This window comes from Kutzneria chonburiensis (assembly GCF_028622115.1).
Taxonomy (GTDB): Bacteria; Actinomycetota; Actinomycetes; order Mycobacteriales; family Pseudonocardiaceae; genus Kutzneria; species Kutzneria chonburiensis.
In genome coordinates this window covers 4,648,397-4,663,590 of the sequence record NZ_CP097263.1, presented here as the reverse complement: position 1 = coordinate 4,663,590, position 15,194 = coordinate 4,648,397, and the positions used below count along the sequence as shown (strand labels likewise).

Annotated in this window: 15 protein-coding genes and 3 pseudogenes; 11 read left to right on the top strand and 7 right to left on the bottom strand. The window is 69.6% G+C overall.

Features of this window, described 5'->3' with window-relative positions:
- Window positions 1-9: 9 nt before the first annotated feature.
- Both M3Q35_RS20805 and M3Q35_RS20800 read left to right on the top strand, forming a co-directional pair.
- Window positions 10-915 (top strand): aldo/keto reductase, encoded by a 906-nt coding sequence (locus M3Q35_RS20805; protein WP_273943590.1) that lies wholly within the window; start codon window positions 10-12, stop codon window positions 913-915.
- Between the two features lie 117 nt (window positions 916-1,032).
- A complete protein-coding gene (locus M3Q35_RS20800) occupies window positions 1,033-1,614 on the top strand; it encodes a helix-turn-helix domain-containing protein (protein ID WP_273943589.1) in 582 nt (193 codons plus the stop codon).
- On the opposite strand, the gene M3Q35_RS20795 is transcribed toward M3Q35_RS20800, so the two are convergent.
- Entirely contained in the window at window positions 1,611-2,156 is a 546-nt protein-coding gene (locus M3Q35_RS20795; protein WP_273943588.1) for a YdcF family protein, read from the bottom strand. The genes M3Q35_RS20800 and M3Q35_RS20795 overlap by 4 nt on opposite strands.
- A gap of 55 nt (window positions 2,157-2,211) precedes the next feature.
- Here M3Q35_RS20795 and pyrH point away from each other — a divergent pair, with 55 nt between their 5' ends.
- The 5 genes and pseudogenes from pyrH (at window position 2,212) to M3Q35_RS20770 (ending at window position 6,325) form a co-directional block, all read left to right on the top strand.
- Complete coding sequence (pyrH, locus tag M3Q35_RS20790; RefSeq protein WP_273943587.1) at window positions 2,212-2,955, top strand: UMP kinase; 744 nt, start codon at window positions 2,212-2,214, stop codon at window positions 2,953-2,955.
- A 9-nt stretch (window positions 2,956-2,964) separates the two neighbouring features.
- A pseudogene (locus tag M3Q35_RS20785) lies at window positions 2,965-3,396 on the top strand (DNA polymerase ligase N-terminal domain-containing protein); the annotation flags it as partial.
- Window positions 3,394-4,332, top strand: coding sequence for a non-homologous end-joining DNA ligase (gene ligD / locus M3Q35_RS20780; protein WP_273944412.1), 939 nt, complete (start codon window positions 3,394-3,396; stop codon window positions 4,330-4,332). The pseudogene M3Q35_RS20785 and the gene ligD, both read left to right, overlap by 3 nt.
- 290 nt (window positions 4,333-4,622) lie before the next feature.
- A complete protein-coding gene (locus tag M3Q35_RS20775; RefSeq protein ID WP_379794350.1) occupies window positions 4,623-5,453 on the top strand; it encodes a glutamate ABC transporter substrate-binding protein in 831 nt (276 codons plus the stop codon).
- Window positions 5,454-5,548: 95 nt separating this feature from the next.
- Window positions 5,549-6,325, top strand: coding sequence for an alpha/beta hydrolase family protein (locus M3Q35_RS20770; protein WP_273943585.1), 777 nt, complete (start codon window positions 5,549-5,551; stop codon window positions 6,323-6,325).
- Here the strand turns inward: M3Q35_RS20770 and M3Q35_RS20765 are convergent.
- Both M3Q35_RS20765 and M3Q35_RS20760 read right to left on the bottom strand, forming a co-directional pair.
- Window positions 6,312-7,184 (bottom strand): NAD-dependent protein deacetylase, encoded by an 873-nt coding sequence (locus M3Q35_RS20765; RefSeq protein WP_273943584.1) that lies wholly within the window; start codon window positions 7,182-7,184, stop codon window positions 6,312-6,314. The two genes, M3Q35_RS20770 and M3Q35_RS20765, sit on opposite strands and share 14 nt — an antisense overlap.
- A gap of 16 nt (window positions 7,185-7,200) precedes the next feature.
- Complete coding sequence (locus M3Q35_RS20760) at window positions 7,201-8,304, bottom strand: transcription termination factor Rho, short form (RefSeq protein WP_379794351.1); 1,104 nt, start codon at window positions 8,302-8,304, stop codon at window positions 7,201-7,203.
- 184 nt (window positions 8,305-8,488) lie between these two features.
- Here M3Q35_RS20760 and M3Q35_RS20755 point away from each other — a divergent pair, with 184 nt between their 5' ends.
- Window positions 8,489-9,163 carry a hypothetical protein gene (locus tag M3Q35_RS20755; protein WP_273943583.1) on the top strand — a complete coding sequence of 225 codons (675 nt, stop codon included), beginning with the start codon at window positions 8,489-8,491 and terminating at the stop codon, window positions 9,161-9,163.
- Here the strand turns inward: M3Q35_RS20755 and M3Q35_RS20750 are convergent.
- Window positions 9,141-9,941, bottom strand: a complete 801-nt coding sequence (locus M3Q35_RS20750; protein ID WP_273943582.1) for a helix-turn-helix transcriptional regulator — start codon at window positions 9,939-9,941, stop codon at window positions 9,141-9,143. The two genes, M3Q35_RS20755 and M3Q35_RS20750, sit on opposite strands and share 23 nt — an antisense overlap.
- A gap of 44 nt (window positions 9,942-9,985) precedes the next feature.
- Window positions 9,986-10,501: a MarR family winged helix-turn-helix transcriptional regulator gene (locus M3Q35_RS20745; protein ID WP_273943581.1), complete on the bottom strand. Its 516-nt coding sequence runs from the start codon at window positions 10,499-10,501 to the stop codon at window positions 9,986-9,988.
- A gap of 52 nt (window positions 10,502-10,553) precedes the next feature.
- On the opposite strand from M3Q35_RS20745, the gene M3Q35_RS20740 reads away from it, so the two are divergent.
- Window positions 10,554-11,276, top strand: a complete 723-nt coding sequence (locus tag M3Q35_RS20740) for an SDR family NAD(P)-dependent oxidoreductase (protein ID WP_337960616.1) — start codon at window positions 10,554-10,556, stop codon at window positions 11,274-11,276.
- A gap of 21 nt (window positions 11,277-11,297) precedes the next feature.
- Here M3Q35_RS20740 and M3Q35_RS20735 read toward each other — a convergent pair.
- Both M3Q35_RS20735 and M3Q35_RS48930 read right to left on the bottom strand, forming a co-directional pair.
- Window positions 11,298-11,660 (bottom strand): annotated as a pseudogene (locus tag M3Q35_RS20735) (discoidin domain-containing protein); the annotation flags it as partial.
- Window positions 11,661-11,773: 113 nt separating this feature from the next.
- Window positions 11,774-12,955 (bottom strand): annotated as a pseudogene (locus M3Q35_RS48930) (galactose-binding domain-containing protein); the annotation flags it as partial.
- A gap of 329 nt (window positions 12,956-13,284) precedes the next feature.
- Between M3Q35_RS48930 and M3Q35_RS20725 the strand changes: the two are divergent.
- Together M3Q35_RS20725 and M3Q35_RS20720 are read left to right on the top strand one after the other, a co-directional pair.
- Window positions 13,285-14,631, top strand: a complete 1,347-nt coding sequence (locus M3Q35_RS20725; protein WP_273943579.1) for a beta-1,3-glucanase family protein — start codon at window positions 13,285-13,287, stop codon at window positions 14,629-14,631.
- 61 nt (window positions 14,632-14,692) lie between these two features.
- Window positions 14,693-15,184 (top strand): metallophosphoesterase family protein, encoded by a 492-nt coding sequence (locus tag M3Q35_RS20720; RefSeq protein WP_273943578.1) that lies wholly within the window; start codon window positions 14,693-14,695, stop codon window positions 15,182-15,184.
- Window positions 15,185-15,194 lie beyond the last annotated feature (10 nt).

Sequence of the window (15,194 nt, the reverse complement as noted above, 5' to 3'; positions counted from 1 at the left end):
GTTGGTTGTATGACCACAACGATCGGCTCTCTGACCGTCGGCCCGCACTGCCTCGGCACCAACGTCTTCGGTCGCTCGGTGGACGCCGCGGGCGCGGCCCGCATCCTGGACGCCTTCGTCGACGGCGGCGGCGACCATGTGGACACCGCCGCCCTGTACGGCGGCCACCTGTCCGAGACCTACATCGGGCAGTGGGGCAAGCGCGACGGCGTGGTGATCGCCACCAAGATCGGCTGGCCGGACGACCCGACGCACCCGGGGCTCAAGCCGGAGACCGTCCGGGCCTCGGTCGACGGCTGCCTCCAGCGGCTGCGCACCGACCGGATCGACCTCCTCTACACCCACCACGACGACGCGTCGGTGACCGTTCCGCAGATCATCGACACCCTGGACGACCTGGTCCGGGCGGGCAAGGTGCGCGAGATCGCCGCATCCAACGTGTCGCCCGAGCGACTGACCGAATCGTTGGAGTACTCCGCCACCGAGGGCAAGGCCGCCTATGTGGCGTTGCAGCCGCACTACAGCCTGATGTCGCGGGACAGCTACGAGGGGCCGCTCGCCGCCGTCGCCGAGAAGTTCGACCTCGCCGTGTTCCCGTACTTCTCCCTGGCCATGGGCTTCCTCACCGGCAAGCACCGCCCCGGCGTCGAGGTCGACTCGGTGCGCGGCGGCGGCGTCGCCCAGTACGTCGGCACCGAGCGCGGCAACAAGGTCCTCGCCGCCCTGGACGCCGTCGCCGCCCAGACCGGCGCCGAGCCGGCCTCCATCGCCCTGGCCTGGCTCAGCTCGCGCAAGCAGGTCGCCGCCCCCATCGCCAGCGCCCGCAAACTCTCCCAGCTCCCGGCCTTGCTGGCCGCGTCCTCCCTCAAGCTCACCCAGTCCCACCTCGACGCCCTCACCCTCGCCTCGGCCTGACCCCTTCATCCACGTCGTGAAGTTAGGAACGGACCATTCCTCTACTCCGAGTTGAGGAATGGTCCGTTCCGAGTGTGCTGAATTGACAAATTGGGTTGCTGAAACTGCAATGGGGGGATGGGTGACGAGCTGGAGCAGGTGCTGACCGAGGTGGGGCCGCGGCTGAGGGCTCTGCGGGAGCGCCGCAACATCACGCTGGCGGCGCTGTCCAAGGCCACCGGCATCTCGGTGAGCACGCTGTCCCGGCTGGAGTCCGGCGGCCGGCGGCCCAGCCTTGAACTGCTGCTCCCGCTGGCCAAGGCCCATCAGGTGCCGCTGGACGAGCTGGTCGGCGCGCCGCCGACGGGGGACCCGAGGGTGCACCTGCAACCGATCCACCGGGGCGACGAGACGATGATCCCGCTCAACCGCCAGCCCGGCGGCCTGCGGGCGTTCAAGCACATCCTGCCGGCCGGGGTCCGCCTCAAGCCGGAACCTCGCACGCACGAGGGCTACGAGTGGCTGTACGTGCTGACCGGCCGGCTGCGGCTGGTGCTGGGCGAGCACGACGTGGTGCTGAAGGCGGGGGAGGTGGCCGAGTTCGACACGCACGTGCCGCACTGGTTCGGCAACGGCGACGACCGCCCGGTGGAGTTCCTCAGCCTGTTCGGCCCGCAGGGCGAGCGCATGCACGTCCGGGCCGCGCCTCGCAACGCCTAACAGTCGGTCTGGAACAGCAGGGCCTTGCCGCTGGCCGCCCACTGGTACGGGATCTGCTTGAACCAGTCCCACCACGGCAGCGTCGAGGTCGCCACGTAGACCGTGCCGGGGAAGCAGCGGCTGACCCGCAGCTGCGCCCGCAGGGCGTGGTCAGGGGTGGTCACGATGATGACCGACTGCCAGTGCCGCTGCGCCGCCATCTGGCCGATGTAGCGGGCCTCGCCGAGGGTGGTGCCGGGATCGGGGTTGAAACACAGCACCTCGACGCCGTCGACCGGCGGCAGGCATTTGTGCGTGCCGGCCTCGACCGGCACGGTCGACTGCGCCACCACCGGCGCTTTGCCGGCGCGCACCAACTCCATGGTGGTGGCGTCCCGATTGCCCGGACCGGCCAGCTCGATGATCGCGTCGGCGTGCGCCGGCAGCGGGGCGAGGTCGGGCAGCACGAACAGGCGGACCGTCGCCACGCCGAACACCACCAGCACCAGCACGACGACCACGGCCAGCTTGCGACGCCAGGTGGTGGCGACCGGCTGCTCCATAGCCGGTACATCGTCGCATCGCGCCCCGGCGTTGCCGGGATCTAGGCTCCGTGTCGTGCGTCGCATCGTGGTGAAGCTGAGCGGCCGGGCCATCGCCGGGCCCGACGAGTACGGGTTCAGCGCGGGCGCGCTGGACCACCTGGCGTCCGAAGTGGTCTCGGTTCGCCGGCTGGGCATCCAGGTGGCCGTGGTGGTCGGCGGCGGCAATGTCTTTCGGGGCAACAGATCCGAGTCCTGGGGCATCGACCGGGTCGAAGCGGACAACATCGGCATGCTCGGCACGGTGATCAACAGCCTGCTGCTGCGGGGCCGGCTGACCGCGCTCGGCGAGCACGACGTGCGGGTGATGACCGCGGTGCCGATCGACGCCGTCGCCGAGCCGTACATCCGGCTGCGGGCGGTGCACCATCTGGAGAAGGGGTCCGTGGTCATTCTGGCCGGCGGGATCGGCCAGCCGTTCCTGACCACCGACTATCCCAGCGTGCAGCGGGCCGTCGAGATCGGCGCCGACGCTTTGCTGGTGGCCAAACACGGCGTCGACGGCGTCTACGACAGCGATCCGCGCGAACACCCCGAGGCGCTGCGTTTCGCCAAGCTGACCTACGCCCACGTGCTGGAGCGGGAACTCGGCGTGATGGACCAGTCCGCGTTCATCCTGGCCCGCGACCACAAGCTGCCGATGCACGTGTTCGACATCGAGCGCACCGGCGTGATGGCCGCGATCTGCCAGGGCGAACGGCTCGGCACCTACATCGGGCCGGACGTCGAGCGATCGGTGCACGCGCACGATCGGCGGTAGCCTGGCCGCATGGCCGATCTACGCGAGTACCGGCGCAAACGGGATGCCCGGCGCACCCCGGAGCCGGTGCCCGCGGACGGCCCGCTGCCGGTCGGCGACGACGACGTCTTTGTGGTGCAGGAGCATCACGCCACCCGGCTGCACTACGACGTGCGGTTCGAGCGGGCCGGCGTGCTGGTGTCGTGGGCCGTGCCCAAGGGGCTGCTGATGAATCCCGGCTCGGTGCGGCTGGCCGTGCACACCGAGGACCATCCCATGGAGTACGCCTCGTTCGAGGGCGACATCCCGCGCAGGGAGTACGGCGGCGGCCATGTGTCCATTTGGGACCGTGGCACCTACGAGACGCACAAGTGGACCGACCACGAGATCGACGTGACGTTCCACGGCGACAAGCTGGACGGCCGCTACGTCTTCATCCACAAGGAGGACAAGGACTGGCTGGTCCGCAAGCGCGGCAAGCAGGTCAACACCTCGACCACGGTCGAGGTCGACGGCCGCCGGCTCAAGCTGACCAACCTGGAGAAGATCCTCTACCCGTCGGACGGCTTCACCAAGGCGCACGTCATCGACTACTACCGGCAGGTCGCGCCGGTGTTGTTGGCCCACCTGGCCGAGCGGCCGGTCACGTTGAAGCGCTTTCCCGACGGCGTCGACTCGCAGTCCTTCTTCGAGAAGAACGTCTCCCGGCACGCGCCGGAATGGTTGCGCACCATGACCTTGCCGACGCCCGGCAGCTCGCGCGGGGCCGAGACGCTGGACTTCGCCATGCTCGACGACCTGCCCGGCCTGGTATGGGCGGCCAATCTGGCCGCGCTGGAGTTGCACGTTCCACAGTGGACGGTCGGTCCCCGTGGCGGCGTGCGGCCGCCGGACCTGCTCGTCTTCGACCTCGATCCGGGACCGGACACGACCGTGGTCGAGTGCTGTGCGGCGGCCCTGATGATCCGGTCGATCCTGTCCGAGGACGACCTGGTCGGCTACCCCAAGACGAGCGGGTCCAAGGGCCTGCAACTGTACGTGCCGGTTCAGGTGCGGGATCCGGAGCGCACCTCCGAGTACGCCAAGGCGGTGGCCCAGCGGCTCGCCTCGGCCGATCCCGACCGCTACGTCGCCGTCATGGCCAAGGCCCGCCGCACCGGCCGGGTTTTCGTCGACTGGAGCCAGAACAACCCGGCCAAGACGACCGTCGCGCCCTACTCGCTGCGGGCCCGCGAGCTGCCCACGGTGTCCACTCCGGTCACGTGGCGCGAGGTCGAGCGTTGTCGTGAGCCGGCGGACCTGATGTTCACGGCCCCGGACGTGCTGGCCCGCCTGGACAAGCACGGCGATCTGCTGGCCGACCTGCACAAGAACCCGGGCCGCCTGCCGCGCTCGTAGGCGGCGGTCGTCGGGGGGCGAAGTCTGAATAGGCTTTGTGTTCCGTATTTCTTGCCGTATTTCGCCGGCCTGAATTCCTGGGCATCCGTCAACACATACCGTCGCGTTGTGGATGCGGCGCGCGAAGGATGGCGTCCACCTGCGGTTCGGCGAGATTGTGGACACCGGTGTCCGATTACGCACAGTGGTGTGTGATGTGGGTCATAAGTTAAGGTGCGATGAAAGTTCAGGTCTGCCTGCCTGAGGTTTGTTTTGCCGTGCAATTCGAACTTGAGGAGACGCCAGGACCCATGCGCCGCCAGGGAAGATTACGAATAGTGGCCGTGTTCGCGACGCTGGCATTGATTGCCGCGTGCGGCTCACGCGGGGCCGCCGGCTCGCTCAGCGCCGACGCCGCCCAGGGCCACCTGACCATCGGCATCCGGTTCGACCAGCCCGGGCTCGGCGAGCGCACGCTCAACGGCGAGTTCAAGGGCTTCGACGTCGAGGTGGCCAAGTACGTGGCCAACGAGCTGGGCGTCAGCCCGGACAACATCACCTGGAAGGAGGCCCAGCCGGCCGATCGGGAGAAGTTGCTGACCGGCGCCAAGGTCGACATGGTGGTGGCCGCCTACACCATCAGCGACGAGCGCAAGAAGCTCGTCGACTTCGCCGGCCCGTACTTCACGCTCGGCCAGGACCTGCTCATCCGGCAGGACGACAAGTCGATCGTCGGGCCGGAGTCGCTGAACGGCAAGCGGTTGTGCACGGTGGTCAACACCACCTCGGCGCAGGCCGTGAAGGACAAGTTCGCGCACGAGGTGAAGCTGGTCGAGTACCCGCGGTACACCGACTGCATCACGGCGCTGCTGGCCGGCCTCGTCGACGCGGTCACCACCGGCGACGTCATCCTGGCCGGCTACGCCGCGCAGAACCCTGAGCTGCTGCGCATCGTGGGCAAGCCGTTCACCAACGACGCGTACGGCATCGGCCTGCGCAAGGGCGACCCGGACGGCATGGCCAAGGTCGACGCCGCCCTGCAGAAGATGATCAGCACCGGAGCGTGGAGGGCGGCCGCGCAGGCCAATCTCGGCGCTTCCGGCTACGAACTGCCGGCGCCGCCGGCCATCACCGCGCACTGACCCCGTTCCTGCCGCACCAAGGCCGCCCTGACGGCCTGCTGCCCCTTGGGGCGAAACAGCTCTGGCCGCCGACGGCGGGATCTACGGTTGGCGCCATGGATTCCGCGATCACCGGTACCGCCGCCGGCGTGCCCTTCACCGCCCTGCCCCCGGTCAACGGCGGTCCAGCACCACTGATCGTCACGTGGCACATGATCGACGCCCCGGCCAGCAACGCCGCGTTCGCCGCGGCGCTGCCGATGCTCGACGTCCCGGCCTGGCGGATCCATCTGGGCATGCCCATGTGCGGGGCGCGGATGGTCGACGGCGGCATGAACGCGATCATGGCTTTGGCGCAGCAGGATCCGCTGCTGGACTACCTGCACGCTTTCGTAACGCAGGCCGTCACGGAGTTCCCGACCGCCTTGGCGTCGCTGCGCGAGCAGTTCCCGATCGGGGACGGCCCCATCGGAGTGGTTGGTGGCTCCCTCGGCGGCGCGGTCGCCCTGCGTGTGCTGGCCGACACCAGCATTCCCGTGTTCGCCGGCGCCGTCGTCAACGCCGCCATCACCATGCGCCCGGTGGTCGGGCTGATCCGGCCCGACTATCCGTACGACGAGGAGACCACCGCGATCGTCGACAGCCTGGACTTCGTGGCCAGGGCGACGGCGATCCGGGCGCCACTGCTGGTGGTCAGCGGTGAACTCGACCACGCCGATTTCCGTGCTGACGCCCTGAAGCTGGCGTCCGAGCCCGGCAACGAGCTGTTGTCCGTGCCAGGACTGGAACACGCGCTGGCCGAGCGACCCGGTATCGAGCCCGCGCCGCAGTCGGCGGGGGCGGCCGTGGTCGATCGTGGCCTGACCGAGTGGTTCCGGCTCAGACTGAACTGACGAGTTCAGTCAGGGCCTGGCCGAGCGGCCGGTCGACCCGGACCGCGGCCTCCTTGTCGCCGCGCGTCCGGCCCTTGTTGATGATCAGCACCGGCTTGCCGGCCTGCGCCGCGCGGCGGACGAACCGCAGCCCGGACATGACCGTCAGCGAAGAGCCCAGCACCAGCAAGGCGTCGGAATCCTCGACCAGCTGGTAGCACTGCTCGACGCGGGGCCGTGGCACGTTCTCGCCGAAGAACACGACGTCCGGCTTGAGCACGCCCCGGTCGCAGCCGGTGCAGTCGACCAGTGCGAAGCCGGCGACCAGCTGCTCGTCCAGCTCGACGTCGCCGTCCGGGTTGATCCGGGTGGCGACGCCACCAAAGTCGGGGTTGGCGGCGTGCAACCGCCGGTCCAGCTCGGCCCGGGCCGAGGTCTCCCGGCAGCCGAGGCAGATCACCCGGTCCAGGCTGCCGTGCAGCTCGATCACGTCGCTGGCCCCGCCGGCCTGGTGCAGGCCGTCCACGTTCTGCGTGATGACACCGGTCAGCAGGCCGCGCTTCTGCAGCTCGGCCACGGCGCGGTGGCCGTCGTTGGGGGCGGCGCGGGCGATGGTGCGCCAGCCGACGTGGCTGCGGGCCCAGTACCGCCGCCGGCCGTGCTCGCTGGCCACGAAGTCGTCGTAGGTCATGGGGGTGTGCCGGCGCAGGCTGCCGCCGTCGCCGCGGTAGTCGGGGATGCCCGACTCGGTGGAGATGCCGGCGCCGCTGAGCACGGCGACCCGGCCGCGCCCGACCACGTCGACGACCTCGGCCAGACTGGTGGTGCGTGGCAGCTCCACACCGGGATCTGTCCAGGTCAGGGTCGGTCGAGTCCGCACAATTCCGAGTTTACGTTCAGCGCGCCGGCGGTGTCGTCTGCATGATCTGCGTCAGGAACTCCGCGTTCGTGCTGGTCTTGCGCAGGCCGTCGAGCAGCACGTCCACCTCCCGGCCGTCCAGCGCGCGGCGCATGCGGCGGGTGGCGGCCAGCTCGGCGGGAGTCATCAGCAGCTCCTCGTGGCGGGTGCCGGAGCCGGTCACGTCCACCGCCGGGAACACCCGCTTGGCCGCGACCTTGCGGTCCAGCCGCAGCTCGGCGTTGCCGGTGGCCTTGAACTCCTCGAAGATCAGGTTGTCGCCGAGCGAGCCGGTGTCGACCAGCGAGGTGGCGAAGATGGTCAGCGAGCCGCCGTCCTCGATATTGCGGGCCGCGGCCAGGAACCGCTTGGGCGGCGCCAGCGCGCCGGCGTCGATGCCGCCGGACAGGATGCGGCCCGAGTTCGGCGCGGCCAGGTTGTAGGCGCGGCCCAGCCGGGTCAGGGAATCCAGCAGCACCACCACGTCCCGGCCCATCTCGACCAGGCGCTTGGCCCGCTCGATGGCCAGCTCGGCGATGGCCGTGTGCTCCTTCGGCGGCTGGTCGAAGGTCGCCGCGATCACCTCGCCCGGCACCGACCGGGCCAGGTCCGTGACCTCCTCCGGCCGTTCGCCGACCAGCACCAGCATCAGGTGGCACTCGGGGTGGTTCTTGCTGATGCCGTGCGCGATCGCTTGCAGCACCGAGGTTTTGCCCGCCTTCGGCGGGGCGACGATGAGGGCGCGCTGGCCCTTGCCGACCGGCGTCACCAGGTCGGCGACCCGGGTCGTGAGCAGGTGCGGCTCGGTCTCCAGATGGAGCCTTTCGTTGGGGTACAACGGGGTCAGGTCCTCGAACCGGGGCCTGGCGTGCCCCGGCCGCTGCCCGTTGACCGAGTCGACCTGGGTCAGTTTCCCTTCGGCGGTGGCCTTTCCGTGCACGGTGTCGCCGCGGCGCAGCCCGTGCTCACGGATCTGCGCCGGGCTCACCTGCACGTCGTTCGGACCCGGCAGATAGCCGTCGATCCTGAGCTGTGCTCGGTTTCCGACGATGTCGAGGATGCCGCCGACATCCTCGAACGCGGTGTTTTCGGTGGTGTTCATGGGTGTTTCCTTGCTTCGATGGATGCGGCGGACACGCCGCGGACAGAGATCGCTCGTGGATCTCGGTGGTGAGTTCCTCTGGTGGGGGAGAGCTCCGCACCCACATGAGGTAGACAATCCGGATGGTAGGGCACTGCCCGTCGGCCGCGCAAGCCCTGTTGTTCCGGGGCGCTATCGTTGCGCCATGGAGCGTGGGGAGATCGTCGCGGTGTGGGCGCGGGAGATCGCGTCCGAGACGGGGCCGCTGCCGGGAAGCACGCTCGACGCGCTGCCGACGCCGCACGGGTGGTGCGGACAGGTCAGCGGAACGTCATCGCAGCTCGGGATGGCCGCGGCCGGCCGGATTGCGGAGGCCTACGGGCTGCCGCCGACCTCGCTGATCGTGCAAACAACGGACGGCGACGGAGTATTCCTGTGGGCCTATCCGGCCCCGTCGGCGGCCGACTACCACCGCCAGTGGCCGCAGCCGGTGATCGACGGCTCCGAGTTCACCGACGTGGCCCGTTCCGGCTCCGGCAGCAGCCTGCTCGACTACGTGCGGCTGACCGAGATGGCCCGCAAGCACCAGGCCGAATGGCGTGACCTGCGTGGCGGCCGGCCGGTCGACATCCAGCGTTTCATGCGGCGGCTGACCCTGCTGCGGGCCGGCGTCTTCGACATTCTCACGCGCTCCCGCCCGATCCAGGTGCGCGAGCTGCTGCTGCGCGTTGGCGTGCCGGCCGAGTCGCTGCCCGACGACGTGCTGCGGGCCCTCGACTACCCGATCGGCGGCGTGCCGACCGTGCCCCGGGCTCGCGGCGTCGCCTTCGCCGCCGACCGGGACCGTACCGACCGGATCACCTCGCCGGGCCGGTCGTAGCGCTCAGCAGGCCCAGCGACTGGGCCCGCAGGACGGCCGTGAGGCGGTCGGTCGCGGACAGCTTTCGGTACAGGTTCTCGGTGTGCTTGTGCACGGTCCGGTTGGAGATGCCCAGCCGGCGGCCGATCGCCTCCGCCGTCATGCCGTCGGCCAGCAGGCTCAGCACCGAGATCTCCCGCGGCGTCAGACCTGCCTCCGCCGCCGATTCTTGCGGCTTTTCCTCCTCCCGCACCGATTCCGTCCACTCCGCCAACTGTCTGACGAACCGGTCCACGCTCACCAGCAGCGGTTGCAGCCGTTGCACGTAGCTGCGCTCCCGGTCGTCGAACTCGCCGCCGTCCCGGTGCACCACGAACGTCCGGAACCGGCCGCTTTCCCTTGCCGGCAAAGGAATCGCGATGTGCCTGGTGACGCCGACCGTCTCGCGCAGCGTCGCGTACGCCTCGGTTCGCCGCCACACGCTCATCTCCGCCACGTCCGTCACCGCCAGCGGGCGTTGATCGCCCGTGCGCGCGTAGTGCTCCGGCAGCGGGTGGCCGCCGTCAAGTCCTTTACGCAGCAACGTGTTCAGTGGCAGCGAGCCGATCCACTCCGGCGCCCAGGCCTCCACCTTCGCCGTCGGTCCGCGCACGTCCGTCAGCAGCACCATCGTGCCGCCCAGCGCCCGTGCCAGTTCGTCCGCCACCAGCGGCCATGGCGACTCCGGCGCCGTCGTGTCCATCACCGCGGCCGCCAGGTCCAGCATGCGTTCATAGTCCAGCGCCGACAGGCCGTCCATCGATTCCCCTCAGAATTCGGACAGCCCCATGTATAGCGCACCCGTCACGCCAGGGCGGCATCTATCTTGGCCAGGCACGTCGCGAGCACGCTTTGCTCCTGGTCGGTCAGCGCGGCCACCACCCTGGACTCGTGGGCCAGCAGCCGCTGGACGGCGTCTTCGATCAGACGGTGACCGGCGTCGGTGAGCCGCACCGCCACCGCCCGCCGCGAGGCATTCGACGGCGCTCGCTCCACCAGCCCGGCCTCCTCCGCCCGGGCAATGCGCTGCGAGATGGCCCCCGCCGTCACGAGCGTGCGTTCGGTGATCTCCCGCGTCGTCAACTCGTACGGCGGGCCCGCGCGCCGGATCACGCTCAGCAGATCCAACGTCGCCGGATCGATGCCGATGACCGCCAGCGTCCGCCGTCGATCATCGGCCAGCGCCTTGGCCGTTCGCCACAGCGGCGTGATCACCGCGATCGAGTCGGTGTCCGCGCCCGGCAACTCCCGCCGCCACGCCTCCGCGATGTCCGCCACCGGCCATGTCGACCGCGGATCGTCGAGCGGATAGTTGGACACCGGCACCTCCACTGGCTACGTTTAGCGCTTAACGTAGCAGACTCGGGGGTGGATGATGGCGCGCAAGGTGCTGGTCACGGGTGGTAGCAGCGGTATCGGCAAGGCGGTCGCGGCGAGGTTCCGCGCGGCCGGGGACACGGTGGTGATCACCGGCCGGGACACGGAGCGGCTGGCCATGACGGCGAAGGAGATCGCCGCCGTGCCGATCGTGTGTGACGGCGTGGATCCGGGGCAGGTGCAGGCGCTGGCCGACGCGATCGGGCCGGAACTGGACGTCGTGGTCAACATGGCCGGCGGCAACACGGACTTCGGTCGGCCGGCGGCGGCGAGCCTGGACGACGTGGCGGCGTCATGGCGGGCGAATCTGGACGCCAACCTGGTCGGTGCGGTGATCACGACCACGGCGGTGCTGGACAAGCTGCGCCCGGGCGGCACGGTGATCAACGTGGGCTCGATCGGGGCGGAGTACGCGGGCGGTGGCTATGGCGCGGCGAAAGCGGCGTTGCAGGCCTGGACGGCCGGGCTGTCGGCGGAGATCGGCCCGCGGGGCCTGACCGCGAACGTGGTGTCGCCGGGTTACATCGAGGCCACCGAGTTCTTCCAGGGCCGCCTCACCGAGCGACGCCGCGAGACCCTGATCGGCCGGACCCACACGGGTCGGGCCGGCGTGCCCGACGATGTCGCGGCGATGGTGGAGTTCCTGGCCTCGCCGGGCGCCCGGCAGGTCACCGGGCAGACGGTTCACGTCAACGGGGGTGCGCACACCACCCGCTGACGTGAACCGGTCGGTTCAGTTGCCGTAGACCTGGAACTCCCACAGCGAATAGCCGTACTGGGTGGCGCGCTGGGTGCCGTTCATGCGCACGTAGCGGCCGGTGCCGGTGACGGCCAGCGACTGGTTGCCGCCGGTGCCGGTGGTGGTGCTGTAGATGGTCGACCAGTTGACGTTGTCGTTCGACGTCTGGATCTGGAAGCCCGTGGCGTAGGCCGCTTCCCAGTTCAGGTCGACCCGGCTGATGGTGTGGGTGGCGCCGAGATCCACCTGGAGCGACTGGGGATCGCTGAAGGCGGACGACCAGCGGGTGCCGGGATTGCCGTCAACGGCGTTGCCGGCGCCGAAACTGGCGTTCTCGGTGGACGACGCGGTGGCGGGTTTTCCTGCGACAGCAGGGTCGCGGTGCCGCCGCCGGAGGTCGGCGAGCCGTACAGTGCCAGCTCGTAAAGGGAATCGCCCCACTGGGAAGCCCGGCTGGTGGCGACGACCTTGACGTAGCGGGCGGTGGCCGACAGCGCTGTCGACTGGATGTCCTGTGGGGAGTTGTTGTTGGTGTATACGGTCGACCAGTTGTTGCCGTCGGTCGACGTCTGTAGCTGGTACGCCGACGCGGCGGCGGCCTCCCAGGTCAGGGTGGCGTGGGTGAGGTTGTAGTTCTGCCCGAGGTCGACCTGGATCGACTGGGGGTCGCTGAACGCGGACGACCACCGGGTGGTGATGTCGCCGTCGGTGGCGTTGGAGGCCGGGAACTGCGCGCTCTCGGTCGACGACGCGGTGGTGGGCTTGCCCTGGGCGATGTTCGTGCCGTAGTCGGGATTCTTGTTGTACACGGCCACGTAGTCGACGTTCAGCGACCCGCCGGAGGCGGTGGCGGCGTTGGGGCCGCCGCCGAACGCGGCCGGGAAGGCGCCGCCGATGGCCAGGTCGAAGATGATGAAGAAGCTGTGGTCGACGGCATTGGCCCAGGTGGTGGCGTCGACCTGGGTCGAGTTCAACGAGAAGTACTGCGTTCCGTCGAGGTACCACCGGATCTGCTCGGGCGAGGTGGAGCGGTCGAGCTCGACGGCGTAGGTGTGGTACCCGGTCTGGCAGCCGCCGCAGGCGCGTTCGCCGCTGCCGATGCCGGTGCCCTCGTTGCACGGGCCGCCCGGGCTCACGCCGCAGTGCAGCGTGCCGAACAGCGAGCTGCGGCCGTTGATGTCCTCGAGGATGTCGACCTCGCCGGAACCGGGCCACACCTGGCCGATCCGCAGCGGCGCGCCCAACATCCAGAATGCCGGCCAGTAACCGGCGCCGTTGGCGGTGGACAGGTTGGGCTGCTGGATGGACGCCTGGATCCGCACGACGCCGCCGGGCTGCGCGCCGAAGCCGTCGGCCTGGGTCTCGACCCGGCCGGATGTCCAGCCGGCGTTGGGATCGCTGCCCGAGTGCAGCGCCTTGAGCACGAGGTGGCCGGCGCCGTCGTGGTAGACGTTGTCGGTGCTGGTGGTGGTCGTCTCGATCTCGCCGGTGCCGAAGCTGGAGCCGGGACCGGCGTCGTAGCGCCAGGTTCCGGTGTCCAGGCCGGTGTTCGCGGCGCCGGTGAAGTCGTCGCTCCAGGTGGTGGTGAATCCCGCGGGTGGCGCGGGCACCGCGGCGGGCTGCGCGACGGCGGCCGCCACGGTGGTGGGCGCGGTCATTCCGATCGCGCCGGCTGCTGTCAGGGTCAACGCGAGCAGGCCGGTGGCGAGCCGTCCGGGCGAGCGGACCAGGCGCGCGCACTTGTCCCTGATCGACATGGGCACTCCTTGCGGGCGGGCAGGGCGACCGCATCTGGCGGGAGGCGTCACCTAGGCAGGTAACAGGGAGATTGCGAGAGCGCTCTCACCGGAAGCATCTCCCTCGATTCCGTTGACGTCAAGGGGTGTGCCGCCAGATGCGTCAACATCCTTGACATCTGCCGGAAATCATATGAGCCTGCCCCTTGAGAGCGCTCTCCCCCTGCCCCTGCCGGCTCTGGAGAGGGACCATGTCCACCACCGCACCGCCGCGGCGGCGGCTTCGCGCCGCCCTGCTGGCCACCGTCGCCGTCACGGCCACGTTTCTCGGCATCGCACCCGCACACGCTGCGGGAACCCTGATCTCGCAAGGCAAGCCCGCCACCTCGTCGTCCACGGAGAACGCCGGTTTCGGCGCTGCGAACGCGGTTGACGGCAACACTGGCACCCGCTGGTCGTCCGCCTTCAGCGACCCGCAGTGGCTGGAGGTCGACCTCGGTGGCGCGGCCACCGTCAGCCAGGTCGTGCTGAACTGGGAAGCCGCCTACGCCAAGGCGTTCCAGATCCAGACGTCCAGCGACAACGCCAACTGGACCACCATCTACAGCACCACCACCGGCACCGGTGGCGTGCAGACGCTCAACATGGCGGGTTCCGGCCGCTACGTGCGCATGCTCGGCACGCAACGCGCCACCCCGTACGGCTACTCGCTGTGGGAGTTCCAGGTCTACGGCACCGGCGGCGGGTCCAACCCCGGCGGCGGGACCGGCGCGCCGCCCGACTCGTTCTGGGGCGACACCAGCACGATTCCGGCCGCGCACAACGTGGTCGAGGTGAAGATCCTCAACCGCACCAACGGCAAGTACCCGGACAGTCAGGTGTACTGGAGCTTCAACGGGCAGACCCACTCCATCGCCGAGCAGCCCTACCTCGACATGCCCGCGAACTCCGCCGGACGCATGTACTTCTACCTCGGCGCGCCCAACAGCCAGTACTACGACTTCATCGAGTTCACGGTCGGGGCCTCGGTCTTCAACGGCAACACCACCCGCGTCGACGCGTTCGGGCTCAAGCTGGCCATGCGCCTGCACGCACACGACGGCTATGACGTCCAGGTCGGCGAGGACTACCAGACCTTCCAGGAGGATCGGGCGACCACCTTCCAGAAGTTCACCAACGAGGTGCCGACCGAGTTCAAGCAGCTGGCCCAGATCCAGTCGCCGTACCGGATCCCGGCGCCCGGCAGCGCCGCCGCCTTCCAGCCCGGTGGCCAGTACGCCAACTACTTCACCGCCTACGCCCAGTCCGTCGGCGTGAACGAAACCACGCAGTACATCTTCGGCTGCGCCAACTCCATGGCGTCCAACCCGAACATGTGCGCCGCGCTGAACCGCCACACCGCCCAGCTGCCGTCGTCCCAGCAGCAGGACCCGTCGCAGTTCTACCTGTCCGCGCCCGGCAACTACTACGCCAAGTTCTGGCACGACCACGCCATCAACCACCTGGCTTATGGCTTCCCGTACGACGACGTCGCCGGCCAGTCCTCGTTCATCTCGCACGGCAACCCCCAGTGGCTGGAGGTCGCCGTCGGCTGGTGAGCCCAGCCCGGCCCTGCTCGGCGGAACGGCGCCCGTTCCGCCGAGCAGGCATGCTGGTGCGGTGCGAGTGGTGGTTCTGTCCGACACACATGCGCCGCGTTTCTGGAAGGCGTGCCCGCCGCGGGTGGCCGCGCACCTGCGGGGCGCGGACCTGATCCTGCACGCCGGGGACGTGTGCGTGCCGTCCGTGCTGGACGAGCTGGCGGTGTACGCGCCAGTACAGGTGGTCCTCGGCAACAACGACGGCCCTGACATCGCAGCCTGGGGTGCACCGGAGACGTTGGAGCTGGACATCGACGGTCTCCAGATCGCGATGATCCACGACAGCGGCCCCAAGGCCGGCCGGGCGGCGCGCATGCAACGTCGCTTTCCTGGCGCCGACCTGGTCGTGTTCGGCCACTCGCACATCCCGATGGACCTCACCGAGGCCGGCGTGCGGATCTTCAACCCGGGCTCGCCGACCGACCGCCGCCGGCAGCCGCACGGCACGCTCGGCCTGCTCACGGTGGCCGAAGGGCAGCTGCTCAAGGCCGAGATCGTCCCGGTGGCCTGACTACTCCGTC

Excerpts from the sequence above, each read along its gene's own strand:
- M3Q35_RS20755 (WP_273943583.1), top strand. The coding sequence starts at position 8,489 with ATGGAGCGTGGGGAGATCGTCGCGGTGTGGGCGCGGGAGATCGCGTCC.
- M3Q35_RS20770 (WP_273943585.1), top strand. The coding sequence starts at position 5,549 with ATGGATTCCGCGATCACCGGTACCGCCGCCGGCGTGCCCTTCACCGCC.
- M3Q35_RS20760 (WP_379794351.1), bottom strand. The coding sequence starts at position 8,304 with ATGAACACCACCGAAAACACCGCGTTCGAGGATGTCGGCGGCATCCTC.
- M3Q35_RS20805 (WP_273943590.1), top strand. The coding sequence starts at position 10 with ATGACCACAACGATCGGCTCTCTGACCGTCGGCCCGCACTGCCTCGGC.
- M3Q35_RS20750 (WP_273943582.1), bottom strand. The coding sequence starts at position 9,941 with ATGGACGGCCTGTCGGCGCTGGACTATGAACGCATGCTGGACCTGGCG.
- M3Q35_RS20725 (WP_273943579.1), top strand. The coding sequence starts at position 13,285 with ATGTCCACCACCGCACCGCCGCGGCGGCGGCTTCGCGCCGCCCTGCTG.
- M3Q35_RS20775 (WP_379794350.1), top strand. The coding sequence starts at position 4,623 with ATGCGCCGCCAGGGAAGATTACGAATAGTGGCCGTGTTCGCGACGCTG.
- M3Q35_RS20800 (WP_273943589.1), top strand. The coding sequence starts at position 1,033 with ATGGGTGACGAGCTGGAGCAGGTGCTGACCGAGGTGGGGCCGCGGCTG.
- M3Q35_RS20740 (WP_337960616.1), top strand. The coding sequence starts at position 10,554 with ATGATGGCGCGCAAGGTGCTGGTCACGGGTGGTAGCAGCGGTATCGGC.
- M3Q35_RS20795 (WP_273943588.1), bottom strand. The coding sequence starts at position 2,156 with ATGGAGCAGCCGGTCGCCACCACCTGGCGTCGCAAGCTGGCCGTGGTC.